Source organism: Streptococcus mitis (assembly GCF_003942865.1).
GTDB classification, from domain to species: domain Bacteria; phylum Bacillota; class Bacilli; order Lactobacillales; family Streptococcaceae; genus Streptococcus; species Streptococcus mitis_BI.
Genome location: NZ_RJNZ01000001.1, coordinates 289,704 through 313,359, shown reverse-complemented (window position 1 = coordinate 313,359; position 23,656 = coordinate 289,704). Strand labels below are relative to the sequence as shown.

Annotated in this window: 22 protein-coding genes and 2 pseudogenes; 18 read left to right on the top strand and 6 right to left on the bottom strand. The window is 40.1% G+C overall.

The genetic code is table 11. The annotated features are described in order from the left end of the window. The first annotated feature begins 10 nt into the window (after nucleotides 1-10). Together D8845_RS01580 and D8845_RS01575 are read left to right on the top strand one after the other, a co-directional pair. Entirely contained in the window at nucleotides 11-751 is a 741-nt protein-coding gene (locus D8845_RS01580; RefSeq protein WP_049522315.1) for an esterase family protein, read from the top strand. A 12-nt stretch (nucleotides 752-763) separates the two neighbouring features. After that, on the top strand, nucleotides 764-1,930 hold the full coding sequence (locus D8845_RS01575) for an ATP-grasp domain-containing protein (RefSeq protein ID WP_125452238.1): 1,167 nt from the start codon (nucleotides 764-766) through the stop codon (nucleotides 1,928-1,930). Nucleotides 1,931-2,151: 221 nt separating this feature from the next. Here D8845_RS01575 and D8845_RS01570 read toward each other — a convergent pair whose 3' ends face one another. Continuing rightward, entirely contained in the window at nucleotides 2,152-3,015 is an 864-nt protein-coding gene (locus tag D8845_RS01570; protein WP_125452237.1) for a helix-turn-helix domain-containing protein, read from the bottom strand. Nucleotides 3,016-3,197: 182 nt separating this feature from the next. On the opposite strand from D8845_RS01570, the pseudogene D8845_RS10400 reads away from it, so the two are divergent. From D8845_RS10400 to D8845_RS01540, 7 genes and pseudogenes are all read left to right on the top strand, one after another. Further along, nucleotides 3,198-3,307, top strand: a pseudogene (locus tag D8845_RS10400) (PhrA family quorum-sensing system peptide); the annotation flags it as partial. A 59-nt stretch (nucleotides 3,308-3,366) separates the two neighbouring features. Then, a complete protein-coding gene (cbpJ, locus tag D8845_RS01565; protein WP_125452236.1) occupies nucleotides 3,367-4,356 on the top strand; it encodes a choline-binding protein CbpJ in 990 nt (329 codons plus the stop codon). A gap of 267 nt (nucleotides 4,357-4,623) precedes the next feature. Beyond that, on the top strand, nucleotides 4,624-5,493 hold the full coding sequence (gla, locus tag D8845_RS01560; RefSeq protein WP_125452235.1) for an aquaglyceroporin Gla: 870 nt from the start codon (nucleotides 4,624-4,626) through the stop codon (nucleotides 5,491-5,493). A gap of 123 nt (nucleotides 5,494-5,616) precedes the next feature. After that, on the top strand, nucleotides 5,617-6,342 hold the full coding sequence (locus tag D8845_RS01555; protein WP_125452234.1) for a CppA N-terminal domain-containing protein: 726 nt from the start codon (nucleotides 5,617-5,619) through the stop codon (nucleotides 6,340-6,342). Then, nucleotides 6,339-7,274 (top strand): serine hydrolase domain-containing protein, encoded by a 936-nt coding sequence (locus D8845_RS01550; RefSeq protein ID WP_125452233.1) that lies wholly within the window; start codon nucleotides 6,339-6,341, stop codon nucleotides 7,272-7,274. Before D8845_RS01555 ends, D8845_RS01550 begins: the two co-directional genes overlap by 4 nt. An 8-nt stretch (nucleotides 7,275-7,282) precedes the next feature. Then, the gene (locus D8845_RS01545) at nucleotides 7,283-8,179 is read left to right on the top strand and encodes a DMT family transporter (protein ID WP_125452232.1); all 897 of its coding nucleotides are present in this window, start codon (nucleotides 7,283-7,285) and stop codon (nucleotides 8,177-8,179) included. A 152-nt stretch (nucleotides 8,180-8,331) separates the two neighbouring features. After that, nucleotides 8,332-9,090, top strand: a complete 759-nt coding sequence (locus D8845_RS01540) for a CPBP family intramembrane glutamic endopeptidase (RefSeq protein WP_125452231.1) — start codon at nucleotides 8,332-8,334, stop codon at nucleotides 9,088-9,090. 52 nt (nucleotides 9,091-9,142) lie between these two features. On the opposite strand, the gene D8845_RS01535 is transcribed toward D8845_RS01540, so the two are convergent. Both D8845_RS01535 and rsmG read right to left on the bottom strand, forming a co-directional pair. After that, the gene (locus D8845_RS01535; RefSeq protein WP_185757331.1) at nucleotides 9,143-10,426 is read right to left on the bottom strand and encodes a uracil-xanthine permease family protein; all 1,284 of its coding nucleotides are present in this window, start codon (nucleotides 10,424-10,426) and stop codon (nucleotides 9,143-9,145) included. 204 nt (nucleotides 10,427-10,630) lie between these two features. Then, complete coding sequence (rsmG, locus tag D8845_RS01530; protein WP_125452229.1) at nucleotides 10,631-11,344, bottom strand: 16S rRNA (guanine(527)-N(7))-methyltransferase RsmG; 714 nt, start codon at nucleotides 11,342-11,344, stop codon at nucleotides 10,631-10,633. Nucleotides 11,345-11,437: 93 nt separating this feature from the next. Between rsmG and D8845_RS01525 the strand changes: the two genes are divergently transcribed. Together D8845_RS01525 and htpX are read left to right on the top strand one after the other, a co-directional pair. Continuing rightward, on the top strand, nucleotides 11,438-11,998 hold the full coding sequence (locus tag D8845_RS01525; protein ID WP_000219833.1) for a LemA family protein: 561 nt from the start codon (nucleotides 11,438-11,440) through the stop codon (nucleotides 11,996-11,998). 1 nt (nucleotide 11,999) lies between these two features. Continuing rightward, nucleotides 12,000-12,899, top strand: a complete 900-nt coding sequence (gene htpX, locus D8845_RS01520; protein ID WP_084929975.1) for a zinc metalloprotease HtpX — start codon at nucleotides 12,000-12,002, stop codon at nucleotides 12,897-12,899. A 150-nt stretch (nucleotides 12,900-13,049) separates the two neighbouring features. On the opposite strand, the gene D8845_RS01515 is transcribed toward htpX, so the two are convergent. Then, nucleotides 13,050-14,609, bottom strand: a complete 1,560-nt coding sequence (locus D8845_RS01515; RefSeq protein WP_125452228.1) for an ATP-binding cassette domain-containing protein — start codon at nucleotides 14,607-14,609, stop codon at nucleotides 13,050-13,052. Nucleotides 14,610-14,997: 388 nt separating this feature from the next. Continuing rightward, nucleotides 14,998-15,327: a helicase BlpT gene (locus D8845_RS01510; protein WP_125452227.1), complete on the bottom strand. Its 330-nt coding sequence runs from the start codon at nucleotides 15,325-15,327 to the stop codon at nucleotides 14,998-15,000. 167 nt (nucleotides 15,328-15,494) lie between these two features. Between D8845_RS01510 and D8845_RS01505 the strand changes: the two genes are divergently transcribed. The 7 genes and pseudogenes from D8845_RS01505 to D8845_RS01475 all read left to right on the top strand — a co-directional run. Continuing rightward, nucleotides 15,495-16,037 carry a YceD family protein gene (locus D8845_RS01505; RefSeq protein WP_125452226.1) on the top strand — a complete coding sequence of 181 codons (543 nt, stop codon included), beginning with the start codon at nucleotides 15,495-15,497 and terminating at the stop codon, nucleotides 16,035-16,037. Further along, entirely contained in the window at nucleotides 16,037-16,666 is a 630-nt protein-coding gene (gene nth, locus D8845_RS01500) for an endonuclease III (RefSeq protein ID WP_125452225.1), read from the top strand. Before D8845_RS01505 ends, nth begins: the two co-directional genes overlap by 1 nt. Before the next feature lie 210 nt (nucleotides 16,667-16,876). After that, entirely contained in the window at nucleotides 16,877-17,398 is a 522-nt protein-coding gene (gene pyrR, locus D8845_RS01495; protein ID WP_000850023.1) for a bifunctional pyr operon transcriptional regulator/uracil phosphoribosyltransferase PyrR, read from the top strand. An 18-nt stretch (nucleotides 17,399-17,416) separates the two neighbouring features. Beyond that, entirely contained in the window at nucleotides 17,417-18,340 is a 924-nt protein-coding gene (locus tag D8845_RS01490) for an aspartate carbamoyltransferase catalytic subunit (RefSeq protein WP_004260121.1), read from the top strand. Between the two features lie 49 nt (nucleotides 18,341-18,389). Next, nucleotides 18,390-19,469, top strand: a complete 1,080-nt coding sequence (locus D8845_RS01485; protein ID WP_000166853.1) for a carbamoyl phosphate synthase small subunit — start codon at nucleotides 18,390-18,392, stop codon at nucleotides 19,467-19,469. A gap of 200 nt (nucleotides 19,470-19,669) precedes the next feature. After that, the gene (gene carB, locus D8845_RS01480; RefSeq protein WP_125452224.1) at nucleotides 19,670-22,846 is read left to right on the top strand and encodes a carbamoyl-phosphate synthase large subunit; all 3,177 of its coding nucleotides are present in this window, start codon (nucleotides 19,670-19,672) and stop codon (nucleotides 22,844-22,846) included. A gap of 238 nt (nucleotides 22,847-23,084) precedes the next feature. After that, a pseudogene (locus tag D8845_RS01475) lies at nucleotides 23,085-23,237 on the top strand (divalent metal cation transporter); the annotation flags it as partial. A 113-nt stretch (nucleotides 23,238-23,350) separates the two neighbouring features. On the opposite strand, the gene D8845_RS01470 reads toward D8845_RS01475, so the two are convergent. Then, entirely contained in the window at nucleotides 23,351-23,593 is a 243-nt protein-coding gene (locus D8845_RS01470; protein WP_000710764.1) for a type B 50S ribosomal protein L31, read from the bottom strand. Nucleotides 23,594-23,656: the final 63 nt, after the last annotated feature.

Here is a 23,656-nt window from a genome sequence, read left to right as displayed (position 1 = left end):
GAGAAAGATAATGCATATTGAACATCTTAGCCACTGGAGTGGCCATCTCAACCGTGAAATGTACCTCAACCGTTATGGGCATGCTGGGATTCCAGTTGTGGTCTTTGCTTCATCAGGTGGTAGTCACAATGAATACTATGATTTTGGCATGATTGATGCCTGTGCTTCTTTTATCGAGGAAGGCCGTGTTCAGTTCTTTACCCTATCCAGTGTAGACAGTGAGAGCTGGTTGGCCACTTGGAAAAATGGGCACGACCAAGCGGAAATGCATCGTGCCTATGAACGCTATGTGATTGAAGAGGCTATTCCTTTTATCAAGCATAAGACAGGTTGGTTTGATGGCATGATGACGACAGGTTGCTCGATGGGCGCCTACCATGCAGTCAACTTTTTTCTCCAGCATCCAGATGTTTTTACAAAGGTGATTGCTCTTAGTGGTGTTTACGACGCACGTTTCTTTGTCGGCGATTACTACAATGACGATGCTATTTACCAAAACTCGCCAGTAGATTATATCTGGAATCAGAACGACGGCTGGTTTATTGATCGTTACCGTCAGGCAGAGATTGTGCTGTGTACGGGTCTTGGTGCCTGGGAACAAGACGGTCTACCGTCTTTCTACAAGCTTAAAGAAGCCTTTGACCAGAAACAAATTCCAGCCTGGTTTGCTGAATGGGGACACGATGTCGCCCACGACTGGGAATGGTGGCGCAAACAAATGCCTTATTTCCTTGGAAATCTCTATTTATAAAAGGAGTTACCTATGAATTACCTTGTTATTTCTCCCTACTATCCGCAAAATTTTCAACAGTTTACCATTGAACTAGCCAATAAAGGCATCACAGTCTTGGGAATTGGGCAAGAACCTTACGAGCAATTGGATGAGCCCTTACGCAATAGCCTGACCGAGTATTTCCGTGTAGACAATCTTGAAAATGTAGACGAAGTCAAGCGCGCTGTTGCTTTTCTCTTTTATAAACATGGCCCAATTGACCGTATCGAGTCCCATAATGAATACTGGCTAGAACTGGACGCAACACTCAGAGAGCAATTCAATGTTTTTGGTGCCAAACCAGAGGATCTCAAAAAGACGAAATTTAAGTCTGAAATGAAGAAACTTTTCAAAAAAGCAGGGGTCCCCGTGGTACCTGGAGCTGTTATCAAGACGGAAGCAGATGTTGATCAAGCTGTGAATGAAATCGGCCTGCCAATGATTGCCAAACCTGACAATGGAGTGGGAGCAGCCGCCACCTTTAAGCTTGAAACAGAAGACGATATCAATCACTTCAAGCAAGAATGGGACCATTCGACCGTTTATTTCTTTGAGAAATTTGTCACTTCCAGCGAAATCTGTACCTTTGATGGTCTTGTGGACAAGGATGGTAAAATCGTCTTTTCAACGACCTTTGACTACGCCTATACACCACTTGATCTCATGATTTACAAGATGGACAATTCCTACTATGTGCTCAAGGATATGGATTCTAAACTGCGCAAGTATGGGGAAGCGATTGTCAAGGAATTTGATATGAAAGAACGTTTCTTCCATATCGAGTTCTTCCGTGAAGGGGATGATTACATCGCCATTGAGTACAATAACCGCCCTGCAGGTGGTTTTACCATTGATGTTTATAATTTTGCCCATTCCTTGGACCTCTATCGTGGCTATGCGGCTATAGTCGCAGGAGAAGAGTTCCCAGCGTCAGAATTTGAAGCTCAGTATTGTTTAGCTACATCCCGTCGTACAAATGCTCACTATGTTTATTCAGAAGAGGACTTGCTTGCCAAATATAGACAGCAGTTCAAGGTTAAGAAAATTATGCCAGAGGCCTTCGCGGAACTTCAAGGAGATTACCTGTATATGCTGACAACTCCGAGTCGACAAGAAATGGATCAGATGATTGCAGATTTCGGACAACGTCAGGTTTAAGAGACTATCGGATTAAGGAAATTCACTCCCTTAATCCTTTTGTTTTGTCTGATAAAAAATAAGAGCATCCTAATAAGGTAGCTATCATAAGATTCGTTTGGAAATTATAGTGAACTGAATCTGAAGTAATAGTCACATAATTATAAGACTGATAGTATTAATTTCACTATCAGCCTTACAGGTTATTTAACGTTTCAGAAAAACTATAATGTCAAGATTAACTAAACAGTATCTAATTCCTTCAAATAGTTTTCTACCTTCATCAACATTAAAGGATTGTTATAAATCTTACATAACTCTCTTGCTTCTATATAATAATTTTTGACTTGTTCTTTGTCTAGAAATTTGGCTCCAGCATTTCCTACAAGAATAAGTAGGGGAGCCAGTTGGTAGCTTGTCTGTCTTTGTTTACAGAGTTCAATCGTCTCAAGAGCTTCTTGGATGGCTTCATTATATTTTTCCTTTGATACTAGGTAGTGAGCGTAGTTGTAACGAACTCTGATGTAGCCAAATAAAAACTCTTGATACTCAAAATTTTTTGTTTTATATAACTCCATCAAATGAGAGTAGTTTGCCTCATATTCTTGTTCACGACCCACTAAGGAATAGAAATTAGATAGAGTATTCAACGCCTTTAAATAAATCAGAGTATTTGAGGAGACTTTTAATAATATATTTTCCAATGAAGAAATTGCATCACACTTACTGTCATATTGATAGAAGTCAATTATAGCTTTAATCCATTCAAGGTAAGTTCGGTCTTCTAGTGTTAGAAAAGTGCTTCGTTCAGCCTCTATTTTATAAAGATATTCTAAATCGTCATAATTCCTATCATCTAATAAGCGAGCAGATAATTGCTTGAAGTTAGAGAGGTTAGACTTAACTTCGATTTGTTCATTGAAAAAGTAATCCAAAGGGACTTCAAGTCGTTGAGAGAGTTTGAATAACAAGTCTGCGGAGGGAATAAAATGACCTCTTTCAATTTTACTAATCTGACTTTGTTCACAAATTCCTTCTGCAAGAGTTTGTTGGGAGAGACCTAACTCTTTTCTCTTTACTCTGAATTTCTCAGCGAGTATATTCATAAAAAATATTATTCCTTTCTACTTAACTTAATTATATTTCTTTTAGTTAAAAATAGCAAATCTGGAATAAAAATGTTTATTTGTAATAATATAAAAAAAAAGTCAAATTTAACATAAAAACTTGACTGATTTTCATATGTGTGTTAGAATTAAGCAGAAAGAAAGGAGGTTCACAATATAAGATGAGGAGAAATCGTGGAATTAAAAAATAGTTATATTTGTATTACTAAGTGTTCTTGCATTTGGTAATACAATTTCCTATCAACAGTTTGTTCAGAAGAATAGACAAATGGTAAGGTTTATAACTTCTCCTCATCTGGTGTGTTAATTTAATATTGGAGGTATATATAAATGAAACTTTTTAAAAAAACTATGCAAGTTGGACTGACAGTATTTTTCTTTGGTTTGCTAGCGACAAGTGCAGTATTGGCGGATGATGCTGATTCAGAAGGTTGGAAATTTGTCCAAGAAAATGGTAGAACCTATTACAAGAAGGGTGACATCAAAGAAACGGACTGGCGAGTGATTGATGGCAAGACCTATTATTTTGATTATAATGGTGAAATGGTTGTTGGTTGGCAATACATTCCAATGCCAGTTAAAGGATATACAATTGGTCCTTACCCTAATGGCATAAGATTAGAAGGTTCCCCAATGCCAGAATGGTATTACTTTGACAAAAATGGAGTGCTACAAGAGTTTGTTGGTTGGCAACAATTAGAGCTAAAAGATTCCTTAACCGTTGGGAAAAAACATGGTGAAGGCTGGGAAGGTCCCGAAGTTCTTAAATTAGCATACTACTACTTTGATCAAGATCATTCTTTAAAGACAGGTTGGCTTTATGATCAATCTAACTGGTATTACCTAGCAAAAACAGGAAATTCTGGGAATAAGAATCTTGGTGGTGAAAGACGTGCAGGTTGGATAAATGATGATTCAGTTTGGTACTATCTAGATTCAGAAACTGGTATCATGCAAACTGGTTGGAAGCAAATTGGCAATAAGTGGTACTACCTCCGTTCATCAGGAGCTATGACAACTGGCTGGTATCAGGAAGGCTCAACTTGGTACTATTTAGATGCTGAAAATGGCGATATGAAAACAGGCTGGCAATATCTTGGTAACAAATGGTACTATCTCCGTTCATCAGGAGCTATGGCAACTGGTTGGTATCAAGATGGTTCAACTTGGTACTACCTAAATGCAAGTAATGGAGATATGAAGACAGGTTGGTTCCAGTTCAATGGCAAATGGTACTATGCTTACAGCTCAGGTGCTCTAGCTGTTAATACCACAGTAGATGGTTACTACGTAAACTATAATGGTGAGTGGGTTAAGTAACGAATGCTAATCGTAACTGTAGTTGATACTTAACTTAGTAAAAAGGGCTTTTTTCTACCATTTGTTAACTCTATCAATTTTTAATAATTAAATGAGTCAAGACAGTAGCTATTCAGTATGTTTATCTACTGTAGTAGGTTGAAGAAAAGCTAATAGTCACATAATAAAACCGCTTTCTCATATATTCTTTTAGAAAACCTGTTGATAAAAGAAATAAAAATTGATAGAATAGGGATTGTCTAAAAAATATTAAGGAGAATCTGTCAAATGGATTTTACATGGGCTATTAAATATGCCACTGAATTCTTGGGAACTGCTATTTTGATCATTCTTGGTAATGGTGCAGTTGCTAACGTTGAACTTAAAGGTACGAAAGGTCACCAAAGTGGCTGGCTCGTTATCGCTGTTGGTTACGGTATGGGGGTTATGATTCCAGCTTTGATGTTTGGTAACGTATCAGGTAACCACATCAACCCAGCCTTCACTCTTGGACTTGCAATCAGCGGTCTCTTCCCTTGGGCACAAGTAGCGCCTTATATCCTTGCACAAGTTTTGGGTGCTATCTTTGGTCAAGCCTTGGTTGTGGCAACACACCGCCCATACTACTTGAAAACTGAAAATCCAAACAACATTTTGGGTACTTTCTCAACAATCTCAAGTTTGGATCAAGGTACAAAAGAATCACGCTTTGCAGCAACTGTTAACGGTTTTGTAAACGAGTTTATCGGTTCATTTGTTCTTTTCTTTGCAGCTCTTGGATTGACTAAAAACTTCTTTGGTGCTGAGGTTCTTCAATACATGAAACAAATGGCTAGTCAAGCAGGCCAAACAGTTGACTTCTCTGATTTAGCAATTAAAGCTCAAACAGCACCTCATACAGCTTCTGGTCTTGGAATTGCTCACTTGGCACTTGGATTCCTTGTTATGGCCTTGGTAACATCACTTGGTGGACCTACAGGACCTGCCTTAAACCCAGCCCGTGACTTGGGGCCACGTCTCCTTCATGCTTTCCTTCCAAAATCAGTTCTTGGTGAGCACAAAGGCGATTCAAAATGGTGGTATTCTTGGGTACCAGTAGTAGCACCAATCGCAGCAGCAATTGCGGCAGTAGCTATCTTCAAATTCCTTTACCTATAAGAAATTGAAACCGAGGAAATCCTCGGTTTTTTAGATGAAATTTTACGAAAAAAAGGTAAATCTGAGCATAATTTCTTGTAAAAAATTCTAAAATCCTTTAAAATAAAAGAGTTGGAGGAATTTATGAATGTAAATCAGATTGTACGGATTATTCCTACTTTAAAAGTTAATAATAGAAAATTAAATGAAACCTTTTATATTGAAACTCTTGGTATGAAGGCCTTGTTAGAAGAATCGGCCTTTCTGTCACTAGGTGATCAAACGGGTCTAGAAAAGCTGGTTTTAGAAGAAGCTCCAAGTATGCGTACTCGTAAGGTAGAGGGAAGAAAAAAATTAGCTAGATTGATTGTCAAGGTGGAAAATCCCTTAGAAATTGAAGGACTCTTATCTAAAACAGATTCGATTCATAAATTATATAAGGGGCAGAATGGCTACGCTTTTGAAATTTACTCTCCAGAAGATGATTTGGTTTTGATTCATGCGGAAGATGATAGAGAAAGTCTAGTAGAAGTAGAAAAAAATCTTGAATTTCAAACAGATTTGGAGTCAATTTCTTTAAGTAAATTTGAGATTTCTATGGAATTACATCTTCCAACTGATATCGAAAGTTTCTTGGAAGTATCTGAAATTGGGACATCACTTGATTTTATCCCAGCTCAGGGTCAAGATTTGACTGTGGACAATACAGCTACTTGGGACTTATCTATGCTCAAGTTCTTGGTCAATGAACTAGATATAGAAAGTCTGCGCCAGAAGTTTGAGTCTACCGAATATTTTATTCCTAAGTCTGAAAAATTCTTCCTTGGTAAAGATAGAAATAATGTTGAATTGTGGTTTGAAGAAGTATGAAGTGGACCAAGATTATTAAAAAAATAGAAGAACAAATCGAGGCAGGGATTTATCCCGGAGCCTCTTTTGCGTATTTTAAGGACAATCAATGGACGGATTTCTATTTAGGCCAGAGTGACCCAGAGCATGGCTTGCAGACTGAGACAGGACTAGTTTATGATCTAGCCAGTGTCAGCAAGGTTGTTGGGGTAGGTACCGTTTTTACCTTCTTGTGGGAAAGAGGTCAATTAGATATTGACAGACCAGTAACCGATTTTTTACCTGAAAGTGATTATCCAGACATCACTATTCGCCAGCTCTTGACTCACGCAACAGACCTTGATCCGTTTATTCCCAATCGTGATCTTTTAATAGATTCAGAATTAAAGGAAGCGATGTTTCATCTCAATAGACGAAATCAGCCAGCCTTTCTTTATTCGGATGTCCATTTTTTGCTATTAGGTTTTATCTTGGAAAGAATCTTTAATCAAGACTTGGATGTGATTTTACAGGAGCAAGTTTGGAATCCTTGGGGAATGACGGAAACCCAATTTGTACCTGTTGGGCTTGCTGTTCCAACAGTCAGAGGTGTAGAGGCTGGCGTGGTACATGATCCCAAGGCTCGCCTCCTGGGCAGACATGCAGGTAGTGCTGGTTTGTTTTCGACTGTAAAGGATTTACAAATCTTTTTAGAACACTATTTAGAAGATGATTTTGCAAGAGATTTGAGTCAAAATTTTTCTCCTTTGGATGACAAGGAACGTTCTTTAGCATGGAATTTGGAAGGAGATTGGCTAGACCATACGGGCTATACAGGTACCTTTATCATGTGGAATCGCCAGAAGCAAGAAGCGGCTATTTTTCTATCGAATCGTACCTATGAAAAGGATGAGAGGGCTCAATGGATTTTAGACCGCAATCAAGTGATGGACTTGATTCGAAAAGAAGAGTAAGGAGAGACATGTCAAACAGTTTAAAAGGGACTCTATTAACAGTTGTGGCTGGGATTGCTTGGGGCTTGTCAGGAACGAGTGGCCAATATCTGATGGCACACGGAATTTCGGCTCTGGTTTTAACTAACTTACGACTTTTAATCGCCGGTGGGATTCTCATGGTCTTGGCTTATGCTACTGCAAAGGATAGAATGCTGGCCTTTTTAAAGGATAGAAAAAGTTTGCTATCTCTTCTCATTTTTGCTCTAATTGGCCTCTTCATCAATCAATTTGCCTATCTAACTGCTATTCAGGAAACCAATGCAGGAACCGCGACCGTGCTTCAGTATATTTGTCCTGTCGGAATTTTAATTTATAGCTGTATCAAAGATAAGGTGGCACCGACACTGGGAGAGATTATTTCAATCATATTAGCCATTGGAGGGACCTTCCTGATCGCCACTCATGGGCAGTTGGACCAGTTATCCATTACACCTTCTGGTCTGTTCTGGGGTCTCTTTTCTGCTCTGACTTACGCACTTTATATCATTTTGCCCATAACCTTGATTAAGAAGTGGGGGAGTAGTTTGGTTATTGGTGTGGGAATGGTCATAGCAGGTTTGGTTGCTCTTCCTTTTACAGGAGTTCTACAGGCTGCTATCCCAACTAGTCTTGATTTGCTCCTTGCATTTGCGGGTATTATACTTATCGGGACTGTTTTTGCCTATACAGCCTTCTTAAAGGGAGCCAGTTTGATTGGACCAGTTAAGTCAAGCTTGTTGGCTTCAATTGAGCCAATCTCGGCGGTTTTCTTTGCCTTCCTAATTATGAATGAACAATTTTATCCCATTGATTTTCTTGGCATGGCAATGATTTTAATTGCAGTCACTTTGATTTCGTTGAAAGATTTATTGTTAGAGAAATAAACAAAAAATGAAAGTAGATGATAGCAACTCTTAAAGAGGGGTTATTTTTACTAATAAAAGCTTTTGAATCTAAATGAATTAATGAAATTTTATAAAAGTTTAAGCCTTTTTTCTTAAAATATTTATATGAGTATAGAATACCTGGAGAAAATATGAATATTTTTAAAAAAATACATCCATCTAAACCTCTAAAATACTTGAGATGGTTTGACATTGTGATTATTACGATCATAATGTTTGGTCAGTTTATAATTCGTTCAACCGAGCTATTTTTAGCAAATACGTTTCCAACGGGTGTATCAAGTACAGTAGGGACAGTTAGACAGGCTGCAAGCGAAGGTGCGGCTTATTTTAGTAATTTTACCCTGCAAGCTATATTACTGACTGTGACCTTACTCTATCTTTTGATTCGAAATTATGATTTTAAACAGCTTCCTATTCGCTGGAATTGGTCCATTATCTTTTGGGTTCCATTTATATTTGCTTTAGTGGGACTGTTTGGAGACTTGGTTACAACCCTCACTGGTAAATATAATTACTTTAATCCAGACCTTTTTGCCTATATAGATTTCACGCAAATAATAGGGAAGTTCTTAGCTCTCAGCCCGATAGTGATTGCCTATGCCTTGCTTAATGGATTTTATGAAGAGTTTTTCTTTCTAGGTTTGCTAACTTCAGTGAAGGAAAAACACAAGTGGTTGGTTTTGCTTTATTCTACGATTATTCGTATTTCCTTCCACACCTATCAAGGATTAGTATGGGCTTTGGTAATCGGTGTAGTTTATGGCTTATTCTATTATTTCTTATACAAATATAAAATTAAAAATCTCCTTCCATTCTTTCTCATGCATGCTTTAGCAGATATGTTTGGTTCTAGCCTGCTCTATCTATTGGTTGCTTGGGGGACTTAAGAATTAGAAAAGTCCACTCAGTTGTCTGAGCGGACTTTTTGTGTCAAGACGTTTAGTCTTTATTTTCGTATGGTAAGATCAAGTTCAAGATGATTCCTGTCATGGCTGATAGGGCAGTACCTGAAAGAGTAACTGGACCAAGTTTAAGGATAGCTCCTCCAAGTCCAAGTACCAACATAGCACTTGCGATGATGAGGTTACGCATTTGACTGAAGTCAACACGTTCTTTAATCAAGACTTTCAAACCGTTGCTGGCGATAACCCCATAGAGAAGGATTGACATACCACCAAGTACAGCGTTTGGAATAGTTGAAATCAAGGCAGTGAATTTACCAAGGAAGCTAAGAGCAATTGCGATAAAGGCAGCGTTACGGATAACTGAGACAGAAGCGATACGAGTCATACCGATAACCCCTGTATTTTCTCCGTAAGTTGTATTGGCTGGTCCACCAAGGAAGGCAGAAACAGAAGTTGCGATACCGTCACCAAGAAGAGTACGGTGAAGACCTGGTTCTTTCAAGAATTGACGGCCACAGATTTGACCCAAAACAGTATGGTCTCCGATATGTTCAGAAATTGTTACGATAGCGATTGGCAAGATAGCGATAGTTTCAGGACCAAAGTAAAGATTGTATTCTTTAAAGGTACCACCTGTGCTAAATGGCAAGTAGAAACCAGGAATCTCGAACCAGTTAGCTTTAAGAACTGGTGTAAAGTCAACCAAGCCAAGAGTTAGTGCGAAGAGGTAACCACCGATAATGGCAAAGAGGAATGGAATGATTCGTAGGAATCCTTTTCCTTTTGTATTGATAAAGGCAGCAATTAGGAAAGTAACAACCGCTACAAGAGCATTTTTCCAATTTCCATCCGCTACAAGACCAGCGTTAGTAACAGCTGAACCTGCAAGTCCAAGACCGATAACGATGATCATAGGCCCGATGATGATTGGTGGCAAGAGTTTATCAATCCATTTTGTACCTGCAAAACGAACACTTGCAGCTACAAGGACATAGATAAAACCTGTAAGGATAACCCCTGTTTGTGCAGCTGATACATCCCCTCCTAGTTCCTTCATAGCTAGGGACATAGCTGTGATAAAGGCGAATGATGATCCTAGATAAACTGGAACTCTAAATCCAGTTGAAATCATGTAGATAAGTGTTCCAACACCTGAAGCAAAAAGGGCAACAGATACAGGCATTCCCAAAATCAATGGTACCAAGATGGTCGCACCGAACATGGCGAAAACGTGTTGGAAACTAAGGAGAATTCCTTTTCCAGCTGAAGGACGTTGGTCAACGTCTAGTAACAAATCAACAGTTGATTCTTGTTTCATATAAACCTCACTTTTGGGCATCAAAAAAGAGCCCATTATTTTACAGCAATAGGCCCTCAGAGTAAGACTTCTTTAAAGCCTAAACTTTAAAGAGTTTCAAATATTTCTGCGTCTTCGTCACCTCACGGGATGACATTAAAAACCTTTGCTTGTGATAGTATAGCAAAAATTACAAACTTTGTAAATATTTTTTTACTAAAAAGATTAAAGCGGACGTTTGTTGGGCATGCCAGCCTTACGTGGATATTTATTTGGTGTTTCTTTTTTCTTTTCTACCACTGTGATGTAACGCGGATCTCCATTTGGTAGGGCGTAGCTGAGATTGTCTTCAACTTTACTAAAAAGGAGGTTGAGTGCATTTTTGGCTTCTAACAACTCCTCAGGCGCATTGCTGGCCTTGAGTGCCAATAGTTTTCCGCCAACTTTAAGGTAGGGAATAGTTAATTCAGATAGGACTTGCATACGGGCAACCGCACGAGCCGTTACAAAATCATATTGAGCACGGAAGTTTTTGTCTTGGGCCAAGTCTTCGGCACGTCCATGGTAGAAATGAACATCGTCTAAATCCAGTTCTTGAGCCAAAAGTTGGAGGAAGTTGATGCGCTTGTTGAGAGAATCAATGATAGTTACATCTAACTGAGGATAGAGGATTTTCATCGGCAGACTAGGAAATCCTGCCCCAGCTCCAATATCAAGAAGTTTGATAGTTTCATTGGGAATCAAACCTTGCAGAATAGGCGCAATCGAATCGTAAAAATGTTTGAGATAAACTTCTTCCTTGTCTGTAATAGCCGTCAAATTAATCTTTTCATTCCACTCGACCAAGAGCTCAAAATAACGTTCAAATTGTTTTTTTTGCTGGTCCGAAAGTGGAAGATTTTGCTCGGCAAGCAAGTTGTAAAATGTTTCTGGTTTCATAGTTATTTCCTTCTTTAGTATCATCTTATTTTACCACAATCATTAAAAATTTGATATACTGGTACTAATCTAAAAGCAGAAAGGACTTATATAATGACTTGGATTATTCTTGGGGTTTTAGCTCTTATTGTTATTTTTGTGATTGTTAGCTATAACGGTTTGGTTAAGAATCGTATGCAAACAAAGGAGGCTTGGAGTCAGATTGATGTTCAGTTGAAACGTCGAAATGACCTCTTGCCAAACTTGATTGAGACTGTAAAAGGTTATGCCAAATATGAAGGTTCTACCCTTGAAAAGGTGGCAGAACTTCGCAATCAAGTTGCTGCAGCGACTTCACCAGCAGAAGCTATGAAAGCTAGTGATGCCCTCACTCGTCAGGTTTCAGGTATTTTTGCAGTTGCAGAAAGCTATCCAGATTTGAAAGCTAGTGCCAACTTTGTTAAATTGCAAGAGGAGTTGACAAACACAGAAAATAAAATTTCTTACTCTCGTCAACTCTACAACAGTGTTGTCAGCAACTACAATGTAAAATTAGAAACTTTCCCAAGCAATATTATCGCTGGGATGTTTGGATTTAAAGCAGCAGATTTCCTTCAAACACCAGAAGAGGAAAAGGCAGTTCCTAAAGTTGATTTTAGCGGTTTAGGTGACTAAGATGTTGTTTGATCAAATTGCAAGCAATAAACGAAAAACGTGGATTTTGTTGCTGGTATTTTTCCTACTCTTAGCTCTTGTTGGCTATGCTGTTGGTTACCTCTTTATGCGGTCTGGGATTGGTGGTTTGGTTATCGCACTGATTATCGGCTTTATCTATGCCTTGTCCATGATTTTTCAATCGACAGAGATTGTCATGTCCATGAATGGAGCGCGTGAGGTGGATGAACAAACGGCACCAGACCTCTACCATGTAGTAGAAGATATGGCTATGGTCGCTCAGATTCCTATGCCCCGTGTTTTCATCATTGATGATCCAGCCTTAAATGCCTTTGCGACAGGTTCAAATCCTCAAAACGCAGCGGTTGCTGCGACTTCAGGTCTCCTTGCTATCATGAATCGCGAGGAGCTAGAAGCTGTTATGGGACATGAAGTCAGTCATATTCGTAATTATGATATCCGTATTTCGACTATTGCTGTTGCCCTTGCTAGTGCTATCACCATGCTTTCTAGTATGGCAGGTCGTATGATGTGGTGGGGTGGAGCAGGTCGTAGACGAAGTGATGATGACCGAGAAGGAAATGGCTTAGAAATCATTATGCTAGTGGTTTCCCTACTAGCTATTGTGCTGGCACCTCTCGCTGCAACCTTGGTGCAACTAGCTATTTCTCGTCAGAGGGAATTCCTAGCTGATGCTTCTAGTGTTGAGTTGACGCGCAATCCTCAAGGGATGATTAATGCTCTACGTAAGTTGGATAATAGTAAACCGATGAGTCGTCCTGTCGATGATGCCAGCAGTGCACTTTATATCAATGATCCTAAGAAAGGTGGAGGGTTCCAAAAACTCTTTTATACCCACCCACCTATTTCAGAACGGATTGAACGTTTAAAACATATGTAAAATGAATGTTGGGAAAAAGTCTTTAAAATCTTAAAAACGCATAATATCAGGTGTGCAAAAACTTGATATTATGCGTTTTATTATGGGAAGATTTACTTCTTTTTCTCCTAAAATTGTGTTTTTGCACCATCTATCTGCTATGTTGTAAATTTATAAATCGTCTAAATTAACTACCTCCAGACCGTGTTCTGTTAAGCGATAGATGATTGAACAGACATCTTTTAAGAAACGCCTGTCATGCGAAACAGTGATGAGACCGCCTGGATAAGTGGCAAAGAGTTTTCTAATTTCGGGTTGAGAAGTGGGTGAAAAGTTTCGTGTTGGTTCATCCAGCAGGAGAAAGTTTGGTTTGCGCAAGACTAAATCCAAAAGCAGGAGTTTTCCCTGTTGTCCGCCAGATAAGGAGCGAATTTGATGCTGCATTTCTGGATAACTGAAATTGAGACTGGCTAAGTGAGATTGGATTTTCTGTAGTTCCTCTTTTTCTCCAGTTTTGCTGAGGTAGGCTATTGGTGATAAATCCAATTGCAGTTTTTTGTGGTAATCTTGTGGCATAAAACCAAGGGAAATCTCTCTTTTATCATTCAGAAGTTGCTGTAATTTGGCTAGCAGAGTCGATTTTCCAATACCATTTGGCCCAATGATACCGATTTTTTCTTGGCCACGGACAGTTAGTTGTAGTTCTTGCGCTAAAACACGCTCTCTAATGGACAAACTTTCCTTTTCCAGCTGGATTAAGACTTTAGAAGTCGGTAATGGTTGGATGTCCGAGAAGAAAAGTTGGATTTGTTCTTCTTCAAGTGGCTTTTGTGTCATGGACTGAGCTGCTTTTTCGTAGCGTTTTTCTTGTGAGAGGACAGTTTTCATCTTTTTAGCCAATAGGCGACCGGCAGTACTGTCTTTAGTAGCTCGAAGCGCAGTTTCTACATTTTGCTTGACTCGCCGATGTTTTTCCATGGTTTTATCGTAGGCTCTTTGGTCGTTAGATGCTTGCTGGCTTTGTTTGATAAAATTAGCCTTTCTCTGCTCACTATAGCGATCATAGTCTAAATGCTCTACTAGCGTTTCTGCTTCTTTACGGTGCTTGACCAGTCGCAAGTGGACAATAGTATCTGCCGTTTCAGAAAGAAAGTCCTCATCATGGGAAATGAAAATAACGGTTTGCCGAATCTTTCGAATCTGACCTTTTAGCCAATCAACCGTCTCAAGGTCTAGGTCATTTGAAGGTTCATCTAAAAATAAAATCTCAAAGGGTTTGGCTAACTCATGGATGAGCTGAATTTTCAAAGCTTCGCCACCGGAGAGGCTCCCGATCTCTTGGTCGCTTGCGAAACGATCACTATCAAAATGCAACTCTTCAGCTAAGCGATAAAGGATACTGTAGTCTAAATCAATAGAATCTAAAAAGAAGTAGTCGTGTAGAGATTGTTTTTTCAGGTCCTCGGGGACTTTTTGAGGAATGTAAGCCAGTGACTGAATGTCAGACTGGATGTCTCCCATGATAGTGAAATCAGGTAAAGCTTTCCCCATTAAAGTTTTAAGCAAGGTGGATTTACCATTTCCTTCTTCGCCAATAATGGCTACCTTTTCCCCGTCTTGGATAGTCATGGTTAGGTCAGATACAAGATCTCGTAGATCTTTATTTTGCGTGATGGCTAGATGATTGATTTTTATCATATTGTTGCCCTTTCTAGAATGTCGATAGTGCATAACAAAAAGCTCTACTTTATCTAGTAGAGCCAAAGTTTATGTCAAAAAACTCTATTAATACTCTTCGAAAATCTCTTCAAACCACGTCAGCGTCGCCTTACCGTAGATATATGTAACTGACTTCGTCAGTCTTATCTACAACCTCAAAGCAGTGCTTTGAGCAACCTGTGGCTAGCTTCCTAGTTTGCTCTTTGATTTTCATTGAGTATAAAATGCCAGAAGAAGAGCATAAAAGAGCACACAAAAAGAGACAAAAACAAGATCTACTAAATAAAGTTCTTTATTTGATAGACTTAGTTGTTCATGTCTCCCTTACCTCCGAGTATTAGTACCTCTATCCTATACCTTTCAGGATATTTTGTCAACAGAAAACTGACAATTCTAATCTCTAAAATCCGAAAACAGGTCCATAAAGAGTTAGTACGTGTTTGACATGCTCGTAATGGAACTTGTCATAGTTTCGCCAAGCGATGCGTGCTTGATCATTCAGTTTTAGACTACCAAGACCAATCAGAAGACTGGTACGTTGGTAAAATTTCTCAAGGTCTATTAAGATACTGTTGTTCAACTTTTCCGCTTTTTTGAGCTCTTGCAGAGTAGTATTTAGCAGCTCTTGTAGTCGAAGATCATCTGCCCTACCCTGTTTGCAGCTTTGGAAATTTTTATTTAACTCGGATAGGAGTTGGGTTGCATTAGTAATGAGTTCTTTGTCTTCCATATGAGCATCCTCCTTGCTCTGATGTATTATTGCCTATAGTATAGCACTAAAAACACAAAATGTCATAGTAAATATGTTAAAAACTGAATTTTAATTATAAAGTTTGCTGTGCTGATTTGTCGCCTTTTCATGGTATAATCAAGAGAGTAAATCTTTATGGAGGAAGTATGAAATTAAATATTCAAGAAATTCGTAAGCAGTCTGAAGGCTTGCATTTTGAACAAACGTTAGATCTAGCCGCAGACCTGCGTGCACGCAATCAAGAAATTTTAGATGTAAAAGATATCCTTGCAGTTGGGAAAGTACAGTACGAAGACCGTATGTATTTCTTAGATTATCAACTATCTTATACCATTGTTCTTGCTTCAAGTCGCAGTATGGAACCAGTTGAGTTAGTTGAATCTTATCCAGTAACGGAAGTTTTCATGGAAGACGCAACTAACCAGCTAGATCAAGAAGTTTTAGACGATGATTTGGTCCTGCCTATCGAAAATGGAGAACTGGACCTTTCTGAGAGCGTATCAGATAATATCCTTCTCAACATTCCTATCAAGGTTTTGACGGCTGAAGAAGAGGCGGGTCAAGGATTTGTTTCAGGAAATGACTGGCAAATCATGACAGAGGAAGAATACCAAGCTCAACAAGCAGTTAAGAAAGAAGAAAACAGTCCTTTTGCTGGCTTACAAGGACTATTTGACGGGGACGAATAATGGTCTTGTCAAAAAAACGTGCACGAAAGGTGCTAGAAGAAATCATTGCTCTTTTTCCAGATGCCAAGCCCAGTCTTGATTTTACCAATCATTTTGAACTCTTGGTTGCGGTCATGTTGTCAGCTCAGACAACGGATGCAGCGGTAAATAAGGCCACACCAGGTCTCTTTGCTGCCTTTCCAACGCCACAAGCCATGTCTGTTGCGACAGAGGGTGAGATTGCTTCACACATTTCTCGTCTAGGACTGTATCGGAATAAGGCTAAATTCCTAAAAAAATGTGCTCAACAGTTACTAGACGACTTTGATGGTCAAGTTCCTCAAACACGTGAGGAATTGGAGAGTTTAGCAGGTGTTGGTCGCAAGACTGCCAATGTTGTCATGAGTGTGGGCTTTGGAATTCCAGCCTTTGCAGTAGACACTCATGTGGAGCGTATTTGCAAACACCACGATATTGTCAAAAAATCAGCGACACCGCTTGAGGTGGAAAAACGAGTTATGGATATCTTGCCACCGGAGCAGTGGTTAGCAGCTCATCAGGCCATGATTTATTTTGGAAGAGCCATTTGTCATCCTAAAAATCCAGAGTGTGACCAGTACCTACAATTATATGATTTTAGCAATTTATAAGATGGTGTACCAAAAGTTTTTGCTTGATTTTAGGCTCGCTTTGTGCTATAGTATTTGATAACTAAATATTCCTTTAAACCTGTCCCGTGAGGCAGGCAAGGAGAACGATTAAGTAGTAGGGTGAAGTCTATACTGTTTGCAGTAGGGCTCGCTTGGCTATACATTTCAAGTCTCCTTGTTTAAGGAGACTTTTCTTTTTGGAGGTTTGTCATGAAGACAAAAGAAGTTGTAGACGAATTGACCGTCAAACGAGCGATTACGCGTATTACATATGAGATTATCGAACGCAACAAAGATTTGAATAAAATCGTCTTGGCTGGTATTAAAACTCGTGGCGTCTTTATCGCCCACCGTATCCAAGAACGTTTGGAGCAGCTAGAAAATCTTTCAGTTCCTGTTGTGGAATTGGATACCAAACCTTTCCGTGATGATGTTAAAAGTGGAGAAGATACTTCTTTGGTTTCTGTTGATGTGACAGACCGTGAAGTTATTTTGGTGGACGATGTGCTCTATACAGGCCGCACTATCCGTGCTGCTATTGATAATATTGTAGGTCATGGTCGTCCTGCGCGCGTGAGTTTAGCAGTTTTAGTCGATCGTGGACATAGAGAATTGCCAATCCGTCCAGATTACGTTGGAAAAAACATACCAACTAGTCGTTCTGAAGAAATCATCGTAGAGATGGCAGAACTTGATGGCCAAGACAGAGTTCTGATTACTGAAGAAGCTTAGAAAGCTAAAGGAGTAGCCATGTCAGAAAATCAACAAGCATTGAACCATGTGGTGTCCATGGAAGACCTCACTGTCGATCAAGTCATGAAATTGATCAAGCGAGGAATTGAGTTTAAAAATGGAGCTCAGCTTCCCTACGAGGACCATCCGATTGTTTCCAATCTTTTCTTTGAGGATTCTACACGGACGCATAAGTCCTTTGAAGTGGCAGAAATTAAACTGGGATTGGAACGACTTGACTTTGATGTGAAGACTAGTTCGGTCAATAAGGGTGAAACACTTTATGATACTATCCTGACCCTATCTGCACTAGGAGTGGATGTCTGTGTGATTCGCCACCCAGAGGTTGACTACTACAGAGAGTTGATTGCTAGTCCCACGATTACGACTTCCATCATCAATGGTGGAGATGGTTCGGGCCAACACCCTAGCCAGAGCTTGCTTGATTTGATGACTATTTATGAGGAATTTGGTCACTTTGAGGGTCTTAAGGTTGCTATTGCAGGTGACTTGGACCACTCACGCGTTGCTAAATCCAATATGCAGATTTTGAAACGCTTGGGAGCTGAACTTTACTTTGCTGGACCTGAGGAATGGAGAAGTCAAGAGTTTGCAGACTATGGACAGTTTGTAACTATTGATGAAATCATTGATCAGGTGGATGTCATGATGTTTCTCCGTGTGCAACATGAACGCCATGATAGTGGAGCTGTCTTTTCAAAAGAAGACTACCATGCCCAACATGGCTTGACTCAAGAACGTTATGACCGTTTGAAAGAAACAGCAATCCTTATGCACCCAGCTCCAGTCAACCGTGATGTAGAAATCGCAGATCACTTGGTTGAAGCACCAAAATCACGCATTGTCCAACAAATGACCAACGGTGTCTTTGTTCGAATGGCAATTTTAGAATCCGTATTGGCGAGTAGAAACGCCAACTAAAACACAAGACGTTAAAAGACGCCAGTGAGCGTCCACGAGAGGTGAAAATATGACAAAAAGACTTCTAGTATTAGAAGATGGCACAGTTTTTGAAGGTAAGGCCTTCGGAGCAGATATTGATGTAACAGGCGAAATCGTCTTTAACACAGGGATGACCGGCTACCAAGAATCCATTACAGACCAGTCTTATAATGGACAAATCTTGACCTTTACTTATCCTTTGGTGGGAAATTATGGAATTAACCGTGATGATTACGAATCCATTATTCCAACTTGTAAGGGAGTCGTTGTTTTCGAAGAGGCGCGTAGAGCAAGCAACTGGCGCAACCAAATGACGCTAGATGAATTTTTGAAAGCCAAGAAAATTCCGGGTATTTCAGGGATTGATACGCGTGCACTTACCAAGATTATCCGTAAGCATGGTACGATGCGTGCAACTTTGACTCATGTTGGGGACAGTATGGACCATGTGACGGACCAGCTCCAAGCAACAGTTTTGCCGACAGATAATATTAAGCAGGTTTCTACTAAAACTTCTTATCCAGCTCCAGGAGTTGGTTTGAGTGTAGTGCTAGTGGATTTTGGTCTCAAGCACTCAATTCTACGTGAACTTTCTAAACGCAACTGTAACGTGACGGTTGTTCCGTATTCAACAACTGCGGAAGAAATTCTCCATCTCAATCCTGACGGAGTTATGTTGTCAAATGGTCCAGGTAACCCAGAAGATGTTCCACAGGCACTCGATATGATTCGAGGCGTGCAAGGAAAGATTCCAATCTTTGGTATTTGTATGGGGCATCAACTCTTTGCAATGGCAAATGGTGCTAAGACCTATAAGATGAAATTTGGACACCGTGGATTCAACCATGCGGTACGTGAAATTGCTACAGGACGAGTAGACTTCACCAGTCAGAACCATGGTTATGCAGTTAGCCGTGAGGATTTGCCAGAGCACTTGATTATCACCCATGAAGAAATCAATGACAAGTCAGTTGAAGGTGTGCGTCACAGATACCAACCTGCTTTCTCTGTTCAATACCACCCAGATGCAGCTCCTGGTCCTCACGATGCTAGCTACCTATTTGACGAGTTTATCGAGATGATGGAAGCTTTTAAACAATCAAACTAAGAACGAGTAAAAGCTCGTCGGAGAATTTATTTAATGGCAACCCGAGAGTTGCCGAATAGAAAGGAGAAGATACATTGTTCGCGGAAGTGAACACGCCCTAAGAACTGTGTGAAAAAGATAAACATCGTCTTGACGCTAAAGGCGTCTGCACCGAGTTTCCTATTTTCACTGTGTTCTTTACGGGCTTTGTATCATAAACTATGTCTAAACGTACTGATATTCAAAAAATTATGGTGATTGGTTCTGGTCCGATTATTATTGGTCAAGCTGCTGAGTTTGACTACGCTGGGACCCAGGCTTGCTTGTCTTTGAAAGAGGAAGGTTATGAGGTTGTTTTGGTTAACTCAAATCCTGCAACTATCATGACGGACAAGGAAATTGCTGATAAGGTTTATATTGAACCGATTACACTTGAGTTTGTGACACGAATTCTTCGCAAGGAACGTCCAGATGCCTTGCTACCAACACTCGGTGGTCAGACAGGTCTCAACATGGCCATGGAATTATCTAAAAATGGTATCCTTGATGAGCTTGGTGTTGAGCTTCTGGGTACTAAACTATCTGCCATCGACCAAGCGGAGGACCGTGACCTCTTTAAACAATTGATGGAAGAACTCAACCAACCCATTCCAGAATCTGAAATTGTCAACACAGTCGAAGAAGCTGTTGCCTTTGCAGCAACAATTGGCTACCCAGTTATCGTTCGTCCAGCCTTTACACTTGGTGGTACTGGTGGTGGTATGTGTGCCAACGAGGAAGAATTGCGTGAAATCGCTGAAAATGGTTTGAAATTGTCACCTGTTACCCAATGTTTGATTGAGCGTTCAATTGCAGGTTTCAAGGAAATCGAATACGAAGTGATGCGTGACTCAGCTGACAATGCTTTGGTTGTTTGTAACATGGAAAACTTTGACCCAGTTGGGATTCACACAGGGGATTCCATCGTATTTGCCCCTGCGCAAACCATGTCAGACTATGAAAACCAAATGCTTCGTGACGCAAGCTTGAGCATCATTCGTGCCCTCAAAATTGAAGGTGGATGTAATGTTCAGCTGGCGCTTGACCCACACAGTTTTAAGTACTATGTTATCGAAGTAAATCCCCGTGTGTCGCGTTCTTCAGCCCTTGCTTCTAAGGCTACAGGTTACCCAATTGCTAAGTTGGCTGCAAAGATTGCAGTTGGCTTGACCTTGGATGAGGTGATCAACCCAGTTACAGGTTCAACCTATGCCATGTTTGAACCAGCCCTTGACTATGTGGTTGCCAAGATTCCTCGTTTCCCATTTGACAAGTTTGAAAAAGGTGAGCGCCGTCTTGGGACACAGATGAAGGCCACTGGAGAAGTTATGGCCATCGGTCGAAACATCGAAGAATCTCTTCTTAAGGCTTGCCGCTCCCTTGAAATTGGGGTGCATCACAATGAAATGCCTGAACTTGCAGCAGTTTCTGATGATGCCTTGATTGAAAAAGTAGTCAAAGCCCAAGATGATCGTCTCTTCTATGTGTCAGAAGCTATTCGCCGTGGTTACACACCAGAAGAAATTGCTGAATTAACTAAGATTGATATCTTCTATCTGGATAAACTCTTGCATATCTTTGAAATTGAACAGGAGTTAGGTGCTCATCCACAAGAACTAGACGTTTTGAAAACTGCCAAACTTAATGGATTTTCAGACCGTAAGATTGCAGAACTCTGGAATACTACAGCTGACCAAGTTCGCCAGCTTCGTTTGGAAAACAAGATTGTTCCAGTTTATAAGATGGTAGATACTTGTGCGGCAGAATTTGACTCTGAAACACCATACTTCTATTCAACCTATGGTTGGGAAAATGAATCAATCAAGTCTGATAAAGAATCTGTACTTGTTCTAGGTTCTGGTCCAATCCGTATTGGTCAAGGGGTTGAGTTTGACTACGCAACTGTTCACTCGGTTAAGGCTATCCAGGCTGCTGGTTATGAAGCCATTATCATGAACTCAAATCCAGAGACCGTTTCTACAGACTTTTCTGTATCTGATAAGCTCTACTTTGAACCATTGACATTCGAAGATGTTATGAATGTCATCGACTTGGAACAACCAAAAGGGGTTATCGTTCAGTTCGGTGGTCAAACAGCCATCAACCTTGCGGAGCCATTGGCAAAAGCAGGTGTGACCATCCTTGGGACACAGGTTGCTGACCTAGACCGAGCTGAAGACCGTGACCTCTTCGAGCAAGCTCTTAAAGATTTGGATATTCCACAGCCACCAGGACAAACGGCTACCAATGAAGAAGAAGCAGTTCTTGCAGCTCGCAAGATTGGCTTCCCAGTTCTTGTCCGCCCATCTTATGTACTTGGTGGACGTGCCATGGAAATCGTTGAAAACGAAGAAGACCTTCGTTCTTACATGCGTACCGCTGTTAAGGCTAGTCCAGACCACCCAGTTCTTGTCGACTCATACATCGTTGGGCAAGAGTGCGAAGTTGATGCCATTTCAGATGGTAAAAATGTACTCATTCCTGGTATTATGGAGCATATCGAACGTGCTGGTGTCCACTCAGGTGACTCAATGGCCGTATATCCTCCACAAACCTTGTCGCAAAAGGTTCAGGAAACCATTGCAGACTACACAAAACGCCTATCAATTGGTCTTAACTGTCTTGGTATGATGAACATCCAGTTTGTTATCAAGGATGAAAAAGTCTACGTTATTGAGGTCAATCCACGTGCTAGCCGTACGGTTCCATTCCTTTCTAAAGTGACCAATATCCCTATGGCTCAAGTAGCGACAAAGCTCATTCTTGGTCAAAAACTTGAAGAACTTGGCTACCAAGATGGACTTTACCCTGAAAGCACCCGCGTTCATATCAAGGCACCTGTCTTCTCCTTTACCAAACTAGCTAAGGTAGACAGCTTACTTGGTCCTGAAATGAAGTCAACAGGTGAAGTTATGGGTTCTGATACTACTTTGGAAAAAGCTCTCTATAAAGCTTTTGAAGCTTCTTACTTACACTTGCCAACTTTTGGTAACGTTGTATTTACTATCGCTGATGATGCCAAAGAAGAAGCTTTGGACTTGGCTCGTCGTTTCCAAAATATTGGCTATGGAATCCTCGCGACAGAAGGGACAGCAGCCTTCTTTGCCAGTCATGGATTGCAAGCCCAACCTGTTGGTAAGATTGGTGATGACAATAAAGATATCCCAAGTTTTGTTCGTAAAGGAAGAATTCAAGCTATCATTAACACAGTTGGAACAAAACGAACTGCAGACGAAGATGGTGAGCAGATTCGCCGTTCAGCTATTGAACACGGGGTGCCCCTCTTCACAGCCATAGATACAGCTAACGCCATGCTCAAAGTATTGGAAAGCCGTAGTTTTGTTACAGAAGCAATCTAGTTGAGAAAAATTTTCACAGTTTTAAAGCCAGCGTTTTCTGACGCTGGCTTTTGCAATACTGGTGTTGCTTATTTCAACTATCATACTTTCCTTAAGAATCATTCCAAAATGTGATGAAATAAGACTAAATTGGAAATAGGAAACTATTTTCAACATTTCTTTCAAAATCCATTAATAAAATAGGCAAAGACAAGATTAGAAAGTGAATATTCCGATGTCTTCTTACAAAAAGTTCTCTCTTCTATTCTCAATTTTTCCCTTAATTTATCTGACTTCTAAGAAGTCAGTGATGGGAGAATTTACCAATGCCAAGTGGAACACAATCCTAGGCTACGCAGTTTCATTCATCTTGAACATTCTCAATATCAAGCTTCTTTTCGACATTTTTTAAATCTATTTAAATCAGGTCTCGGAATCAGCTTGAAGATTGATAAAGAAATAATAGTAGTGATTGATTCATAAAAAGAAGAAAAAAAGAACAGTTGAAACTGTTCTTTTTTATCATTATTTGAGACCGTATTTTTTGTTGAAACGATCCACGCGTCCATCTGCTTGAGTGAACTTTTGACGTCCAGTGTAGAATGGGTGTGAGTCTGATGAAATTTCCACACGGATCAATGGGTAAGTTTCGCCTTCGAACTCAACTGTTTCGTTAGAGCGTTTTGTTGAACCGCTAAGGAATTGGTAACCAGTAGTTGTGTCCATGAAGACAACTGGGCGATATTCTGGATGGATATCTTTTTTCATTTTGCAATATTTCCTTTCTGCCATGGTCTCTTTGCGAGCCATAGATTGTTACCTTACTAGTCT

Coding starts and splice junctions, on each gene's coding strand:
- D8845_RS01575 (WP_125452238.1), top strand. CDS start 764: ATGAATTACCTTGTTATTTCTCCCTACTATCCGCAAAATTTTCAACAG.
- D8845_RS01580 (WP_049522315.1), top strand. CDS start 11: ATGCATATTGAACATCTTAGCCACTGGAGTGGCCATCTCAACCGTGAA.
- D8845_RS01510 (WP_125452227.1), bottom strand. CDS start 15,327: ATGGAAGACAAAGAACTCATTACTAATGCAACCCAACTCCTATCCGAG.
- D8845_RS01555 (WP_125452234.1), top strand. CDS start 5,617: ATGAATGTAAATCAGATTGTACGGATTATTCCTACTTTAAAAGTTAAT.
- D8845_RS01490 (WP_004260121.1), top strand. CDS start 17,417: ATGTCAGAAAATCAACAAGCATTGAACCATGTGGTGTCCATGGAAGAC.
- htpX (WP_084929975.1), top strand. CDS start 12,000: ATGTTGTTTGATCAAATTGCAAGCAATAAACGAAAAACGTGGATTTTG.
- D8845_RS01535 (WP_185757331.1), bottom strand. CDS start 10,426: ATGAAACAAGAATCAACTGTTGATTTGTTACTAGACGTTGACCAACGT.
- D8845_RS01540 (WP_125452231.1), top strand. CDS start 8,332: ATGAATATTTTTAAAAAAATACATCCATCTAAACCTCTAAAATACTTG.
- pyrR (WP_000850023.1), top strand. CDS start 16,877: ATGAAGACAAAAGAAGTTGTAGACGAATTGACCGTCAAACGAGCGATT.
- D8845_RS01570 (WP_125452237.1), bottom strand. CDS start 3,015: ATGAATATACTCGCTGAGAAATTCAGAGTAAAGAGAAAAGAGTTAGGT.
- D8845_RS01470 (WP_000710764.1), bottom strand. CDS start 23,593: ATGAAAAAAGATATCCATCCAGAATATCGCCCAGTTGTCTTCATGGAC.
- D8845_RS01485 (WP_000166853.1), top strand. CDS start 18,390: ATGACAAAAAGACTTCTAGTATTAGAAGATGGCACAGTTTTTGAAGGT.
- D8845_RS01550 (WP_125452233.1), top strand. CDS start 6,339: ATGAAGTGGACCAAGATTATTAAAAAAATAGAAGAACAAATCGAGGCA.
- rsmG (WP_125452229.1), bottom strand. CDS start 11,344: ATGAAACCAGAAACATTTTACAACTTGCTTGCCGAGCAAAATCTTCCA.
- D8845_RS01545 (WP_125452232.1), top strand. CDS start 7,283: ATGTCAAACAGTTTAAAAGGGACTCTATTAACAGTTGTGGCTGGGATT.
- D8845_RS01505 (WP_125452226.1), top strand. CDS start 15,495: ATGAAATTAAATATTCAAGAAATTCGTAAGCAGTCTGAAGGCTTGCAT.
- D8845_RS01515 (WP_125452228.1), bottom strand. CDS start 14,609: ATGCACTATCGACATTCTAGAAAGGGCAACAATATGATAAAAATCAAT.
- cbpJ (WP_125452236.1), top strand. CDS start 3,367: ATGAAACTTTTTAAAAAAACTATGCAAGTTGGACTGACAGTATTTTTC.
- nth (WP_125452225.1), top strand. CDS start 16,037: ATGGTCTTGTCAAAAAAACGTGCACGAAAGGTGCTAGAAGAAATCATT.
- gla (WP_125452235.1), top strand. CDS start 4,624: ATGGATTTTACATGGGCTATTAAATATGCCACTGAATTCTTGGGAACT.
- D8845_RS01525 (WP_000219833.1), top strand. CDS start 11,438: ATGACTTGGATTATTCTTGGGGTTTTAGCTCTTATTGTTATTTTTGTG.
- carB (WP_125452224.1), top strand. CDS start 19,670: ATGTCTAAACGTACTGATATTCAAAAAATTATGGTGATTGGTTCTGGT.